This window comes from Martinezella miluonensis, from assembly GCF_900094545.1.
GTDB classification, from domain to species: Bacteria; Pseudomonadota; Alphaproteobacteria; order Rhizobiales; family Rhizobiaceae; genus Rhizobium; species Rhizobium miluonense.
Genome location: NZ_FMAH01000006.1, coordinates 143,001 through 157,615, shown reverse-complemented (window position 1 = coordinate 157,615; position 14,615 = coordinate 143,001). Strand labels below are relative to the sequence as shown.

The window sequence follows — 14,615 nt, the reverse complement described above, 5'->3', positions numbered from 1 at the left end:
GAGTAACCCATGGATCGCTTGAGTGGCCTGCATGCTTTCGTCCGGACGGCGGATCTCGGCAGTTTCGCAGCCGCCGGTCGTGTGCTCGGTCTTTCGGCCTCTGCGGTGGGCAAGGCAGTCAGCAATCTGGAGCGCCAGCTCGGCGTTCGGCTGTTGCAGCGCTCCACCCGCAGCATCCGGCTGACGGAGGAAGGACGCCTCTTTCACGAGCGCTGCCGACGCGTGCTCGACGATCTCGACGATGCCCAGGCCTCGCTCGCTCAGGCAGTGGCGGTGCCGCGCGGGCGGCTACGCGTCAGCGTGCCCATCGTCAGCTATCATTTCCTGTTGCCCGTGGTGCCGGAGTTCGTGGAGCGCTATCCCGAGGTCGAACTCGATATCGATTTCAACGACCGCATCGTCGATATGATCGAGGAAGGGGTCGATGTCGCGATCCGTAGCGGCGATCTGCCGGATTCGCGGTTGATGTCGCGCACCCTGCGGCCATTCCAGATGCTGCTTTGCGCAGCTCCCTGCTATCTCGAACGCCACGGTATTCCCGATTGCCCGCGTGCGCTCAACGAGCATTCCGCGGTACGGTTCCGGTTTCCCAATAGCGGCAAGCTGCAGGAATGGCCGCTAAGCCTGCCGGAAGCGGAGCCGGAGCTGCGCATGCGCACCGCCTTTTCCTGCAACAATATGGAGGCCGTGCGCGGCGCCACCGTCGCCGGGCTCGGGATCGGATGCATGCCGGATTTCCTCGTGCGCAGTTCGCTTGCCGAAGGAAAGCTGCAAACCGTTCTCGACGACTTCATCGATGAACCCGGCCACTTCCATATGCTTTGGCCATCAAGCCGGCATCTGTCGCCCAAGGTCCGCGTATTTGTCGATTTTCTTGGAGAGCGGCTCTTTGCAAAAAGCTGCGAAGCTTTGCCGGGGGCATCCGTGGCATAAAAAAGACCGGCTGGCCGGTTTCAGTTTGAGAATTCTGGCTTGAGATTGCCAGCAAACGCGGATCGCAGCCGCCCCGCCATTCCGGGGGCGAGGCCGACCTTGGTCGGCCTCGTTGTCACTCGGTATTAAGCCACGATCAAATGTCGCTGGCTGCGTTCGCCCAGATCTCGGCTGCTTGCGCCGCGGTAACACGGCGCACTTCCGTTTCATCGCGGCGGCTGGCGAAGAGTTCGCTTGCCATGATCTGCTCGGCGAGGTCGGCCGGCAGGGACAGGAGAACCCGCTGGCCGTCCTTATGGATGCCGCCGCGGTCGGAGCGCTTGCCGGTGATCATACCGCCGGCAACCGTATTGTTGCTTTCGGGGTCGATCAGAATGAACGAGCCAGTCGAACGGTTCTGCTCATAGGGATCGAAGATGGCGGCTTCGTCGAAAGTCAGGCGGACTTTGCCGATGGCATTCATCCAGAGCGTCTGCGCCGGTGCCCAAGCGCCGGTTTTGAGTTCGAGCTGAGCGATCGGCTGCACTTGGACGCGCTGGCGGCGGCTGCCGCTCTTCAGCCAGTAGCGCTTGCCGGGTTCGATCCCTTCCGGCTGCAGTGCGACGATCTGGGCATCGAAGGAGAGACCGGATTGCGGCTGGTTGTCGATGGCGACGATCATGTCGCCACGGGACACGTCCACCTGGCGATCGAGAACGAGCGTGATGGCATCGCCGGCAACAGCCGCGTTGCGCACCAGATCGAAAGTGACGATCTTCGAGACATTGGCGACCATGCCCGACGGCAGGATCATGACGCTGTCTCCCGGCTTCACCGAGCCGCCGGCAACCGTGCCCTGATAGCCGCGGAAGCTTTCGCCTGGGCGGGAGACGCGCTGCACCGAAAGGCGGAAGCCAACCGTCTGTGCCGAGCGGACGGTGGCCAGTTCCAGCGCTTCGACCAGCGTCGGACCGTTATACCAGGGCATGACCGCCTGGCCGGAATAGACGACATTTTCTCCCTTCAGCGCCGACATCGGGATGGCCGTGATCTGCTTGACGCCGAGCGAGAGAGCGAATTCGCGGAATTCGTTGGCGATCTTCTCGAAGCCGGCACGGTCGTAATTCGTCAGGTCGATCTTGTTGATGGCCAGCACGAACTGCTTGATGCCGAGCAGCGATGCAATCGTCGCATGCCGGCGGGTTTGTTCGAGGATGCCCATACGCGCATCGATCAAAAGCACGGCGAGATCGGCGGTGGAAGCGCCGGTTGCCATGTTGCGGGTATATTGCTCGTGGCCGGGCGTGTCGGCGACGATGAAAGAGCGCTTGTCGGTCGAGAAATAGCGATAGGCGACATCGATGGTGATGCCCTGTTCGCGCTCGGCCTGCAGTCCGTCGAGCAGCAGTGCGAAGTCGGGCAGGCCGAGATCGTTCTGCTTGCCGGTGGAATCGCGCTGAAGGGTTGCGGCCTGGTCTTCCTTGACTGCTTTGGTATCCCAGAGAAGACGACCAATCAGCGTAGACTTGCCGTCATCGACGCTACCGCAGGTGATCAGGCGAAGGGGGCGCGAGTCGCGAAGTGCCTTGGCAGGCTCGACGGCAGGCCCAACAGCGGGCAAGGTGACGACGTTTGCGTTTACGGTCATCTCAGAAATATCCTTCGCGCTTCTTCTTTTCCATGGAGCCGGACTGGTCGCGGTCGATGGCGCGGCCCTGCCGTTCGGAAACCGTGGCGATTTCCAGCTCTGCAATAACGTCTTCAAGGGTTGTGGCGGTGGAGCGGATTGCGCCGGTCAGCGGGAAGCAGCCGAGCGTGCGGAAGCGGATGAGCTCCTCGCGCTTGACCTCATCCGGCAGCAGTTCGAGCCGCGGGTCGGCCGCCATGATCATCATGCCGTCGCGCTCGACGATCGGGCGCCTTGCGGCGAAATAGAGCGGCACGATCGGAATATTTTCGGCCTGGATGTAGCGCCAGATATCGACCTCGGTCCAATTGGAGAGCGGGAAGACGCGAACGCTTTCGCCTTTGCGGATCTGGCCGTTATAAACGTTCCAGAGTTCCGGGCGCTGATTGCGTGGATCCCAGCGATGGTCCGGCGTGCGGAAAGAGTAGATGCGCTCCTTGGCGCGCGAGGCTTCCTCGTCGCGGCGGGCGCCGCCGAAAGCGGCATCGAACTGGCCGGCATCGAGTGCCTGGCGCAGCGCCTCAGTCTTCATGATGTCGGTATAGCGCGCCGAGCCATGGGTGAAGGGCGTAATGTTCTCCGCCTTGCCGCGCGGATTGATGTGCTCGATCAGGTCGAGATCGTACTTCTTCACGATCTCGTCGCGGAAGGTGATCATCTCGGCGAATTTCCAGCCGGTGTTCACATGCAAGAGCGGGAAGGGGACGCGGCCGGGATAGAAGGCCTTGCGTGCCAGATGCAGCAGGACAGAGGAATCCTTGCCGATCGAATAGAGCATGACGGGACGCTCAAATTCGGCCGCTACCTCGCGGAAGATATGGATGGACTCGTTTTCAAGCGCCTTCAGATGCGGATCGAGCGGTGGCTTGGTGCTTTGCGGATTGGAGATTTCCGTATCCGGACGGCTATCGGGCATTTATCACTCCAGAACTTTCAAATGTCCCGACCGAAGGTTGGCCGGAAAGAATGGATGCGTTGGCTTCCAGTTGATCGGCGGCGTAGGGGACGCGCTTCGAATCGATGCCGGGAACCGGCGGGTATATCATTGGGCTGCGGCCGTGCCTTCTTCGTGAACATGCAAGCCACATTCGCGCTTTTCGTCGTTTTCCCACCACCAGCGGCCGGCACGCTCGGGCTCGCCCGGCTTGATGGCGCGGGTGCATGGCTCGCAGCCAATCGACGGATAGCCGCGTGCATGCAGCGGGTTCACCGGAACGCTGTTGTCGGCGACATAAGCGCGGATGGCATCGATGTCCCAGTCGGCCAGCGGGTTGATCTTGAACAGGTTGCGCTCGGGATCGAACTCGGCAAACGGCGTATCGGCACGATTGGCGGACTGGCCGCGGCGCAGGCCGGTGATCCAGATGCTGGCGCCCGAAAGTGCACGCGCAAGCGGCTTCAGCTTGCGCACGCCACAACAGGCATGCCTGGCTTCGACGCTTTCGTAGAAACCGTTCAGACCGTATTTTGCCGCATAGGCTTCGATATCTGCTTGTTCCGGCTCGTAACGGACGATGCGGATATCGTACTGGCTCTCCGTCTCATCGATCAGGGCGAGTGTTTCCGGAAAGAGACGGCCGGTCTGCAGCGTCGCCACTTCGATCGGCAGGCGGTGATTGCCGATCTCCGCCGTGATCACCTGGTCCTCTATCCCAAGCGACGTCGTGAAGACGACGCGCTCGCCAAGGCCGGCGACGAGAGACAGACGGCCGGCAAGATCGAGCGATGCGAGCTGGCTGTTGAGCGTCGCGGCATCTTCAATTGATGTAATGGCAGTCATGGGGGATCCTGTCCTGATATTGCCCGGAGTATCGCAGCTCGCAAGGATGGCGGACAGAAAAATAGATTTCGAAAGGAAGCGGATGGAGAGTAAATATCTCCATGAAGCAGCGCTGATAAGGAAAAGCGACCGCCTCGGCTGTTAACCAAGGCGCTTCACCGCCAGAAGGCCCTTCGGAAGCACTTGACACGACTTGTCATGTTTAAGTGCTTGCTTTAATGTCTATAGAAATAGTAGAGTTACACATAGCTTGTCAAATGGAAATCGGAAGTGATGCCCAAAAAGATGCGCTGCGGTGGATTTTGAGCTAAACTGTGGGCATAGCGGCTAAAAATGATAACAAGTTTGGGTTGCTGATATTTCTTGGCGTTGCGCCATGGGTGTGAGTGCTTCGAAACGCCCTGGGGACGAGGGTTGAGGAGTTCTAGAGCGGACCGGCCGAATCCATCGGCCGAACGTATCGCATGTGTGTGTGAAGCGGTTCGAAATGATTACTCAGAAAGCAAAATATGCGCTGCGGGCGCTCTCTGCCTTGGCCCAATCCGAGGCAGGCGAGCCGATGATGATTTCCGACATCGCAGCCCAGCAGAAGATCCCGAAGAAGTTCCTGGAACAGATCCTTCTCGACCTGAAGCATCAAGGTATCGTCATCAGCCGCCGTGGCAAGCAGGGCGGTTATCTCCTGCGCAAACCGGCAAACGAGATCACCTTCGGCGAGATCCTGCGGGTCATCGATGGGCCTTTGGCGCCGCTTCCCTGTCTTTCGCTCACCGCCTATCGTCGCTGCGACGATTGCGATGGTGAGCAGACCTGCGAAATCCGCCATGTCTTTGCCCGGGTGGCGGACGCGACCCGCAAGGTCCTGTTCTCTACCACGATCGCCGACGCGATCGCTCAGCCGCAAGGCGCTGAAGTGACGAGGCTGATGGCCTAGTTTCAGCTTGCGACGTGCTCCTCTCCGGCTTCTTTCTCCATGGCTCGCCGTGCGCGGATGGCCGCTGCGATGAAGACGCGCGAAAGCCCATGGTACAAGGGTTCGCGCGACAGCAGCCGTGACGTCACATAGCCGATCATCGACACCGCCATGATCGGAATGACGGCCTGATGGTCGCCGGTCATTTCCAGGATGATAACGAAGGCGGTCATCGGCGCCTGGACGACGCCGGCGAAATAGCCTGCCATGCCGAGGATCGCGGCAAGCGCCACGCCGCTGCCGACAAGCGTGCCGACCGTGCTGCCGAAGCCGGCGCCGACGGCAAGTGATGGCGCAAAAATGCCGCCGGGAATGCCCGAGATCATCGACAGGAAGCTTGCCAGTAGCTTCTCGACGAAGAAGAGCGGCGGCAGGGCATGTCCTTCCACCGCGCCGCGGGCCTGCTCGTAACCGGTGCCGAAGGTCTGGCCGCCGGAGACCACGCCGATGGTAGCCACGACAAGGCCGCAAAGGCCGGCCAGGATCAGCATGCGCTTCAGCGGTTGCGGCTGCGCCCAGCGGCGGATGCGGATGCCGGCATAGAGTGCCAGTCCGCTGAAGGTGGCACCGAGCGCGCCGCCGCCGACGCCGCAGATCAGCATGACGATCCAATCTCGAAGCATCGTGGGCGCTGCATCGGCCGTGCCGAAGTAGTTGTAGCTGCCGGAAAGACCGAGCGCGGCAAGGCCGGAAAGAATGACGGCCGTCAGGACCAGGCCGTTGGCGCGGGATTCATAGGTGCGGCTCATTTCCTCGATGGCAAAGACGATCCCGGCAAGCGGCGTGTTGAAGGCTGCCGCGATGCCTGCCGCCGAGCCGGCAAGGATCAATCCCTTTGCCTGCGCAATGCCCCCGAACCGGGCGACGGCCAACATGAAGGAGGCGCCGACCTGCACCGTCGGCCCTTCGCGGCCGATCGAGGCCCCACTCAGAAGCCCGAGTATGGTCAGCACGATCTTGCCGAAAGCGAGCCGCAGCGACAGCAGTTTCGTGCGATCCTCGTCATGATGCAGATGTCGGGCCGCGATCGCCTGCGGAATGCCGCTTCCTTGCGAATTGGGAAACAGGGTCGCGGCAAGATAAGCAGACAGGACGAAGCCGACCGGCGTCAACAGCAGCGGCAGCAGCCACATCCACCCGCCGGAGTGGGTAACGCCCGCAAAGGCCCGCTGCGCCAGGTCCGCAAGCTTGGCAAAGCCGACGCTGATCACGCCGATCGCCAGAGCCCCCGTCCAGAACACCAATCGCGGCCGCCATAGATTGAACGAACCCCAGATGACGCGGGAACGGCGGAGCAGCTTGGACTTGCGATAGATCGGGGGCATATGACCGGTGACCGACGGATTTATAGACGGGTCTTTCGAACTCTGATCGAGCAATCTGCTTAAAAACGGCGTTTTAAGATAGTAACACTGTCTTACGGAGCTTCACTTTGCTGACGGTCGTCTCTTTGCGCCGACTGTTTGCCGGCGTCAACCTTCGATGCATGATGAGCTATGTCGAGCTTTATCGATCACTCGTCTCCCACCGCGGATTGATCCACGGTTCCTGGTTCGAGCGGGCCAGCCTTGGCTTGCCGAGGATATGGTCGGCTGCCTTTTCGCCGGTCATGATCGAAGGGCCGTTCAGATTGCCATAGGTCACATGCGGGAAGATCGAACTGTCGGCAACGCGCAGGCCATCGATGCCGATGACGCGGGTATCGGGATCGACCACCGCCATCGGATCGTCCTTTGAGCCCATCTTGCAGGTGCCGCAGGGGTGATAGGCGCTTTCCAGATGCTCGCGCAGGAAGGCGTCGATCTGCTCGTCGGTCTGGACGTTCGACCCAGGCTGGATTTCCGCGCCGCGATAGCCGTCGAAGGCCTTTTGCCCGAAGATCTCGCGGGTGAGGCGCACGCAATGGCGGAACTTCTCCCAGTCCTCTGGGTGGCTCATATAGTTGAAGCGGATCACCGGATCGGCCATCGGGTCGGAGGAGCGCAGCGTCACGTCGCCGCGTGATTTCGACAGATTGTAGCCGACATGCGCCTGGAAACCGTGGCTCTTGGCCGCTGCCTTGCCATCATAGCTGATGGCGACCGGCAGGAAGTGATACTGGATGTCGGGCTGCTTGACGCCCGGCGCCGAGCGCAGGAAGGCACAGGCTTCAAACTGGTTCGATGTGCCGAGCCCCTTCTTGAAGAACAGCCATTGCGCGCCGGCGATCCCCTGCATGTACCAGGGCAGCCAGGAATAGAGCGACACCGGCTTCAGGCTGGTCTGCTGGAAATAGAATTCCATGTGATCCTGCAGATTGGCGCCGACGCCCGGACGGTCGAGCTTCACCTCGATCCCCATGTCGCGCAGATGTTGCCCAGGACCGATGCCGGAGAGCATCAGCAGCTTCGGTGAGTTGAACGAGGAGGCGGAGACGATCACCTCGCAGTTTGCCTTGATGATCTCGATCTTGCCGTCTCGCTCGACTTCGACGCCGGTCGCGCGGCCGTTTTCGATGACGACTTTGCGGGCAAAGCAACGAATGAGCTCGACATTCGGCCGCTTGAGGGCGGGCTTGAGATAGGCTGTCGCCGCAGACCAGCGCCGGCCCATCCAGGTCGTCTGCTCCATCAGGCCGAAGCCTTCCTGCTTGCTGCCGTTATAATCCTCCGTCGCCTCGAAGCCGGCCTGCTTGCCGGCTTCGATGAAGGCGTGGAAGAGCGGGTTGCGGGCGTCGCCGCGACGCACGTGCAGCGGGCCATCCTTGCCGCGCCAGCCGTCTTCGCCGCCATGCGAATGCTCCATCCGCTTGAAATAGGGCAGCACGTCGGCGTAGGCCCAGCCTTGGGCGCCGAGCTCCTCCCAGCGATTGAAATCCTCGGCATGTCCACGCACATAGACCATGCCGTTGATCGAGGAGGAACCGCCGATCACCTTGCCGCGCGGGGCGGTGATGCGACGATTGTTAAGCTGCGGTTCGGGTTCGGAGAGATAGCCCCAATTATAGCGGTCCATGCTCATCGGCCAGGCAAGCGCTGCCGGCATCTGGATGAAGGGGCCGAAGTCGCTGCCGCCGAATTCCAGAACGATAACCGAATGCTTGCCGTCCTCCGACAGGCGATAGGCCATGGCGGAGCCGGCCGAACCCGAGCCGACGATGACGAAATCTGCTTGCATGACTATTGCCTTCTTTCGGACGTTCTTCTTGAGCTGCAGGATAATGGCTGGCTCTGATCGTTCCCTCGCCCCGCATGAGCGGGGAGAGGGCTAGGGTGAGGGGCGGGGCAACGGGATGCGGCGTATCTGAAGCAGCCCCTCATCCGGCTTGTCGCAATCTCACTCCGTTCGATTCCTCCAACCCACCTTCTCCCCGTTTCACGGGGCGAAGGGCTTTGTTCAATACGGCGCCTGTACCGGCCCCATGCCGACGTATACGGTCTTTAGTTCCGAATAATGCTCCAGTGCCGCCAGCGAATTCTCGCGGCCGAAGCCGGATTGCTTGGAGCCGCCGAAGGGAATTTCCACCGGGGCGAGATTGTAGGTGTTGATCCAGAGCGTACCGGCCTCGAGCTGGTCGACGACGCGGTGGGCGCGGGTCAGGTCGGCGGTGAAGACGCCGCCGGAAAGGCCGAATTCGGTGGCGTTGGCCCGGGCGATCACCTCGGCCTCGTCATCGAAATCGAGAACGCACATGACAGGCCCGAAGATTTCTTCGCGGGCAATCGTCATGTCGTCGGTGACGTCGGCAAACACGGTCGGCTGAATGTAATAGCCTTCGCCGGAGACATTGTTCGGGATGCCGCCGCCGGTCAGCAGCGTCGCGCCCTCGGCCTTGCCCTTTTCGATGTAGGCGAGCACCTTCTCGCGCTGCGCCCAGGAGACCATCGGGCCGATCTGCGTTGCCTCATCCATCGGATCGCCGATGAGCATGGCGTCGGTGCGAGCCTTCAAGCGCTTCAGGAATTCGGACTTGATCTTGCTGTTGACGAAGACGCGCGTGCCGTTCGAGCAGACCTGGCCCGTCGAATAGAAATTGCCGAGCATGGCACCGCCGATGGCGCTGTCGATATCGGCATCGTCAAAGACGATCAGCGGCGACTTTCCGCCGAGTTCCATGGTGACATGCTTGAGGTTGCCCGCAGCCGCAGCTGCCACCTTGCGGCCCGTCGGCACGGAGCCGGTCAACGATACCTTCGCCACATCCGGATGGTTGATAAGCAGCGGTCCGGTTTCGCGATCGCCCTGAATGACGTTGTAGAGGCCCTTCGGCAGGCCTGCCTCGATGAGGATTTCGGCGATCTTCAACGCGCCGAGCGGGGTGTTCTCCGACGGCTTGAACACCATGGCGTTGCCGGCGACAAGCGCAGGGGCGCCCTTCCAGCAGGCGATCTGCTGCGGGTAGTTCCATGCGCCGATGCCGACGCAGACGCCGAGCGGCACGCGCTTGGTATAGGCGAAATCGCCGCCGAGCGGAATGTAGGAGCCGTTGAGGCCGGCCGCCGCGATGCCGCCGAAGAATTCGAAGCTGTCGGCGCCTGAGGTCGGGTCGGCGACGATGGTTTCCTGGATCGGCTTGCCCGTATCCAGCGTCTCCAGCTCGGAAAGCTCGCGGTTACGCTCCCGCATGATGTCGGCGGCGCGCTTCAGGATGCGGCCGCGTGCCGTCGGGCTCATGGCAGCCCATTCCGGCTGCGCCCGCTTGGCGCTGGCGATCGCCCTTTCGACGATAGCGGGCGTTGCCGCGTGCAGGCGGGCGATCACCTCGCCGGTTGCCGGATAGATGCTTTCGATAACGGTGCCGTCGGTGTCCTCGACATATTCTCCGTCGATGAAATGCGAGGCTTTCGGTTGTGCGCGCATCATAGAACCCTCAATTCTTCATAGGAGACCATGACATGCTCTTGAAAAGCAGGTCGCTCGGTCAGGTTTTCGTAGTAGCGCTCCAGCCGCGGATGGGCAGGGCGCTGGATGTCGATCTCGAAATAGCGATAGAGAACGTGCCCGAATTGTATGTCGGCGAGCGTCAGATTATCGCCGGCAAGGAAACGATGCCGTCCGAACTGCGACTCGGCGATGTCAAGCTTCGTCCCGAGCGCGGCGATAGCCGCGATAATTGCCTTCTCGTCGCGCAGAGCAGGGGCCGTTCGCACCGCGCGCCAGAACACCGGGCCGGTGAAGTTCATGGCAATGTTGATCTTGGCCCATTCCGTCCATTTGTCGATCTGGGCGCGACGCCGCGCATCCTTCGGCCAGAAGGCATCGTCGCCATATTGCGTGGTGAGGTAGCGCAGGATGGCGCCAGTTTCCCACAATGGCTCGCCATCGTCCTCGCGCAGCACCGGAACAGTGCCGTTCGGATTCATCGCCAGGAATTCAGGCGTGTCGTTGACGCCATATTTAAATCCCGCATCGATGCGCTCATAGGCAAGGCCGAGCTCGCCGATGCACCACATCAGCGCCTGTACATTGGATGACGATTTGCGGCCCCAGACGGTCAACATGGTCTTCAGCCTTTCAACGCGTTGAGGTTGGTCGTGAGATAATTCTCGGTCAGCGCGATCGACGCCTCGGTGCTGATCGGCGCGGATCTAAGGCCCTGGCGAATATAGAGCCCGTCGATCATCGCGGCCGCACCCTCAGCGATCCGCTCGGCGTCGCCGGCCGAGCACAATGCTTTGAGATTGGCCACCAGATTCGAATGCAGCCGGCGTGCATAGATGACGAGAAAGCGGCGTGTCTCTTCCGAGCGTTGGGCTTCCGCATAGAAGGCGAGCCAGGCGGCAATCGTCTCCGGCGCGAACTGATCTGCCTGGAAACTGACGCGGATAACCGCTGAGAGCTTGTCGCGCGGTGTCGTCGCGGCCCTAAGCGCCGTCACCACACTGTCGCGCAGCCGCTGTAGATGGACACGGACGGTCTCGATCAGCAGCTGTTCCTTGCTACCAAAATAGTGATGAGCAAGAGCGGGGGAAACGCCGGCCTGCTTGGCGATTTCGGACATGGTGACGGTCAGCGAGCCGTGATCGCCGATCACGCGCATCGCTGCATCCACTAGCGCCTTGCGGCGCACCGGTTCCATTCCGACTTTGGGCATGCATCAATCCTTGAGGTTGAAGCTGAGCTTATTTTTGATTGACTAATCAATCAATAAAAAATTGCGTGCCTTGCAGACGTCGGCGAAAAATCCGCAACCTCTTTCCGAGTTGTATTTCTGTGTCATACTTCCACTCAGGAGGAGGTGCGGTCATGGTTGATATGCTTGATGAAGTTCCCTCATCTGCGATGCGCGACAAATGGGGTTGGTTTGTTGGCCTCGGCGTCCTGCTGCTAGTTTGCGGCTGCATTGCGCTCGGCAATCTGTTCATCGCCACGGTGGCATCGGTCTATTATGTCGGCTTGCTGATGCTGATCGGCGGCATCGTGCATTTGGCCCACGCCTTTCAGGTGAGGGGTTGGGAGCACATCCTCTTCTGGGTGCTTAGCGGTGTGCTCTATACGCTTGCCGGCATCCTCGCCTTTGCCAATCCGCTATTGGCCTCCGCGGCGCTGACGCTGTTCCTCGCCGTCGCGCTGATTATCGCCGGCACGTTCCGCGTCTGGGTCGGGCGCAAAGTGAAGCCCGAGCGCGGCTGGATCTGGATCGTCATCAGTGGTGTTGCGACTGCCATTGCCGGCATCGCCATCATGCTCGGCTGGCCGGTCAACAGCCTTTGGATTCTCGGGCTTTTTCTGGCATTCGATCTGATTTTCCAGGGCTGGACGCTGGTTGCTTTCGGTCTCGTCCTCAAGCGCTAACTGTTCTAGCACAACGGATAACGGACTACTACTTTTTGACAAGAAGCGTGAGCGGCGCTACCCTTATCGCTCTGCCTTGTGGGCGGAGCGTCGCCGAATGGATGTAGCGACGGTGCTAGCTCTGGAGCACGCATGTCTGAAGGACATGCCTCGAAGGCACCGCCGACGGCAGCGAAATGCGTCTCCAGCGAGAATTCCGCTTGATAACGTCAAGGGAGGAATATCATGCCGATGGTAACGGTTTCCATCTCTCCGCTTCAGGCCGCCGGCATTCGCGCCGCAGTCGACACCGGCACCTATGCCTCGAGCAGTGAAGTCGTGCGGGAAGCCCTGCGTATGTGGGATGCGGCGCGCAGGCGCAGCGATGTTTGCGATGTGCCACAAGCGGCCAATGATGAGACGGCCAACGGCGGTCGCTGCGTTGCCGATATGTTCGCCGACTATGAGGCGGAGCAGCACTCGCACAATTAGGCCGGAAAATCAGTCAGTTCCGGCCATGGCCTATCTCGGCGTGCCCTGTTTTCGGACCGGATCAATGGTTAATATTGCTTTACCATTCACGAAACTTTCACATACCGGAAAGGTTTCGTTGACGCTTTATGGCGCATCTTGGGTTGAAAATGCAGTAGATCCAAAACCTTACTCAAATAATTTGATAAAAATCCCAACGGAGATTGGCATGTCCCTGACTGCCGCAGTCGAGCCCGGCGTGTTGCGCCGGTATGCCAGCGACCAGATTGTCACCCTTGCCAAACTCGTGATCGAAAACGCTTTTCAGCCGATCGTGGAAGCCGGCACCGGCGCCGTCTTCGGCTATGAATCCTTGATGCGCGGCCAGGAGCGCATCGGCTTCGGCAGCCCGCTCGACATGCTCGACGAGGCCGAGCGCACCGGGCAGCTTCTCGGCCTGGAGCAGATGGTCACCAGCCGCGCGCTGGCAAAATTTGCCACGCTTCCCAATGCCGTCTCGGCCACGCTTTTCCTCAATCTGGATGTGCGGTTGATCCCGCAGGGTGGTGTACTGGTCGATAGCCTGCTGCAGCATATGAAAAAGGCGGGCATGGCGCCTTCCTCCGTCTGCTTCGAATTCTCCGAGCGCTTCGACAATACCAGCGTGCCCGCGTTCTCCGGTCTGGTCGCAAGAATGCGGAACGCCGGTTTCAAGCTGGCGATCGACGATTTCGGCGTCGGCCATGGCGAAATGAAGCTGCTGTCCGATTATCCCGTCGACTACCTCAAGATCGACCGGCACTTCATCGTCGATATCGACCGCAGCGCCCGCAAACGGCACATTCTCAGAAATCTGGTCAACATCGCCCATGTTCTCGGCACACGCGTCATCGCCGAAGGCATCGAGACCGAGGCGGAGTTCTTGACCTGCCGCGAATTTGGCGTTGATCTCGTCCAGGGCTGGTTCATTGCGCGTCCGACGGTGCTGGTCAACGAGTTGAAGCAGAGCTTTCCGCATCTCCAGGATCTCGGCAAGACGGTACGAAACAGCCAGTCGCTTGACGAGATCCTCATCCGCAAGCAGATCGAGGTGCTGCCGACCATCCGCGAAAGCGATAGCATCGACAGCGTCTTCGAGCTCTTCCGCCGCAATCCGCGCCGCGCCTATTTCCCCGTGGTCAACGCCAATGACGAGCCGCGCGGCATCATCCACGAGTACCAGCTCAAGGAATACATCTATCAGCCCTTCGGCCGCGACCTTCTGAAGAACAAGGTCTATGAGCGGTCGATCTCGCATTTCGTCGAGATGGCGCCGATCGTCGGTCTTGATTCCGACGCCGATACGCTGATGGCGATCTTCGCCAATATGGAAAGCAGCGATTGCCTGATCGTCACCGAAGGCACGCATTATGCCGGTATCGTTTCCGCTGCCTCGCTGATCAAGGTCATCAACGAGAAGCAACTGAAGATCGCCCAGGACCAGAACCCGCTGACCGGGCTCCCCGGCAACAGGGCGATCCACGATTTTATGCAGAGCACCGGCCGCGATGGTGATGAAGTCAGGCACTTCTGCTATTGCGATTTCGATAATTTCAAGCCGTTCAACGATGCCTATGGCTTCCATCTCGGCGATCATGCCATTTCACTGTTTGCGGCGCTGATGCGCCGCTATTTCTTTGCCGAGCGCAATTTCCTCGGCCATGTCGGCGGCGACGATTTCTTCATCGGCGTCAGCGGCTGGAGTACGGGCGAGCTTCGCGAGGTTCTGGACCGGCTGCTTGCCGATTTTCATGCGGATGTTCTTGATCTTTATTCGGCCGAGGATCGTGCTGCCGGCCGTATTCGCGGTCACGATCGCAGCGGCGCCGAAGCCGAATTCCCGCTGATGCGCTGCTCGATCGGCATCCTGCAACTGCCCGAGGGACTGGTGATCGACAATATCAACCGCGTCAGCACCTCCATTGCCGGCATCAAGACGAAGGCAAAGGAAAGTGCTGCCGGCGTCGCATTCCTCGGTCTGGCCGAGACGAATTGACGCC

Annotated in this window: 13 protein-coding genes; 5 read left to right on the top strand and 8 right to left on the bottom strand. The window is 60.6% G+C overall.

What is annotated here, in order from left to right; translation table 11 throughout:
• The first annotated feature begins 9 nt into the window (after nt 1-9).
• Entirely contained in the window at nt 10-933 is a 924-nt protein-coding gene (locus GA0061102_RS08740) for a LysR family transcriptional regulator (protein ID WP_092845950.1), read from the top strand.
• Nucleotides 934-1,069: 136 nt separating this feature from the next.
• Here GA0061102_RS08740 and cysN read toward each other — a convergent pair whose 3' ends face one another.
• The 3 genes from cysN to GA0061102_RS08725 form a co-directional block, all read right to left on the bottom strand.
• Nucleotides 1,070-2,560 (bottom strand): sulfate adenylyltransferase subunit CysN, encoded by a 1,491-nt coding sequence (gene cysN, locus GA0061102_RS08735; RefSeq protein WP_092845948.1) that lies wholly within the window; start codon nt 2,558-2,560, stop codon nt 1,070-1,072.
• Nucleotide 2,561: 1 nt separating this feature from the next.
• Nucleotides 2,562-3,515: a sulfate adenylyltransferase subunit CysD gene (gene cysD / locus GA0061102_RS08730; protein ID WP_092845946.1), complete on the bottom strand. Its 954-nt coding sequence runs from the start codon at nt 3,513-3,515 to the stop codon at nt 2,562-2,564.
• A gap of 126 nt (nt 3,516-3,641) precedes the next feature.
• Nucleotides 3,642-4,379 carry a phosphoadenylyl-sulfate reductase gene (locus GA0061102_RS08725; RefSeq protein WP_092845944.1) on the bottom strand — a complete coding sequence of 246 codons (738 nt, stop codon included), beginning with the start codon at nt 4,377-4,379 and terminating at the stop codon, nt 3,642-3,644.
• A gap of 487 nt (nt 4,380-4,866) precedes the next feature.
• Between GA0061102_RS08725 and GA0061102_RS08720 the strand changes: the two genes are divergently transcribed.
• Nucleotides 4,867-5,313 (top strand): RrF2 family transcriptional regulator, encoded by a 447-nt coding sequence (locus tag GA0061102_RS08720; RefSeq protein WP_092845942.1) that lies wholly within the window; start codon nt 4,867-4,869, stop codon nt 5,311-5,313.
• A gap of 2 nt (nt 5,314-5,315) precedes the next feature.
• Here GA0061102_RS08720 and GA0061102_RS08715 read toward each other — a convergent pair whose 3' ends face one another.
• From GA0061102_RS08715 to betI, 5 genes are all read right to left on the bottom strand, one after another.
• Nucleotides 5,316-6,677: a chloride channel protein gene (locus GA0061102_RS08715; RefSeq protein WP_092845940.1), complete on the bottom strand. Its 1,362-nt coding sequence runs from the start codon at nt 6,675-6,677 to the stop codon at nt 5,316-5,318.
• A 181-nt stretch (nt 6,678-6,858) separates the two neighbouring features.
• On the bottom strand, nt 6,859-8,508 hold the full coding sequence (gene betA / locus GA0061102_RS08710) for a choline dehydrogenase (RefSeq protein ID WP_092845938.1): 1,650 nt from the start codon (nt 8,506-8,508) through the stop codon (nt 6,859-6,861).
• Nucleotides 8,509-8,727: 219 nt separating this feature from the next.
• Nucleotides 8,728-10,191 carry a betaine-aldehyde dehydrogenase gene (betB, locus tag GA0061102_RS08705; RefSeq protein WP_092846023.1) on the bottom strand — a complete coding sequence of 488 codons (1,464 nt, stop codon included), beginning with the start codon at nt 10,189-10,191 and terminating at the stop codon, nt 8,728-8,730.
• Entirely contained in the window at nt 10,191-10,832 is a 642-nt protein-coding gene (locus GA0061102_RS08700) for a glutathione S-transferase family protein (RefSeq protein WP_092845936.1), read from the bottom strand. The genes betB and GA0061102_RS08700 overlap by 1 nt, the downstream gene beginning before the upstream one ends.
• Nucleotides 10,833-10,837: 5 nt before the next feature.
• Nucleotides 10,838-11,425 carry a transcriptional regulator BetI gene (gene betI, locus GA0061102_RS08695; RefSeq protein WP_092845934.1) on the bottom strand — a complete coding sequence of 196 codons (588 nt, stop codon included), beginning with the start codon at nt 11,423-11,425 and terminating at the stop codon, nt 10,838-10,840.
• Between the two features lie 152 nt (nt 11,426-11,577).
• Between betI and GA0061102_RS08690 the strand changes: the two genes are divergently transcribed.
• The 3 genes from GA0061102_RS08690 (at nt 11,578) to GA0061102_RS08680 (ending at nt 14,611) form a co-directional block, all read left to right on the top strand.
• Complete coding sequence (locus GA0061102_RS08690) at nt 11,578-12,126, top strand: HdeD family acid-resistance protein (protein WP_092845932.1); 549 nt, start codon at nt 11,578-11,580, stop codon at nt 12,124-12,126.
• A 225-nt stretch (nt 12,127-12,351) separates the two neighbouring features.
• Nucleotides 12,352-12,597: a ribbon-helix-helix domain-containing protein gene (locus GA0061102_RS08685; RefSeq protein WP_092845930.1), complete on the top strand. Its 246-nt coding sequence runs from the start codon at nt 12,352-12,354 to the stop codon at nt 12,595-12,597.
• A 208-nt stretch (nt 12,598-12,805) separates the two neighbouring features.
• On the top strand, nt 12,806-14,611 hold the full coding sequence (locus GA0061102_RS08680; protein ID WP_092845928.1) for a GGDEF domain-containing protein: 1,806 nt from the start codon (nt 12,806-12,808) through the stop codon (nt 14,609-14,611).
• The last annotated feature ends 4 nt before the right edge of the window (nt 14,612-14,615 follow it).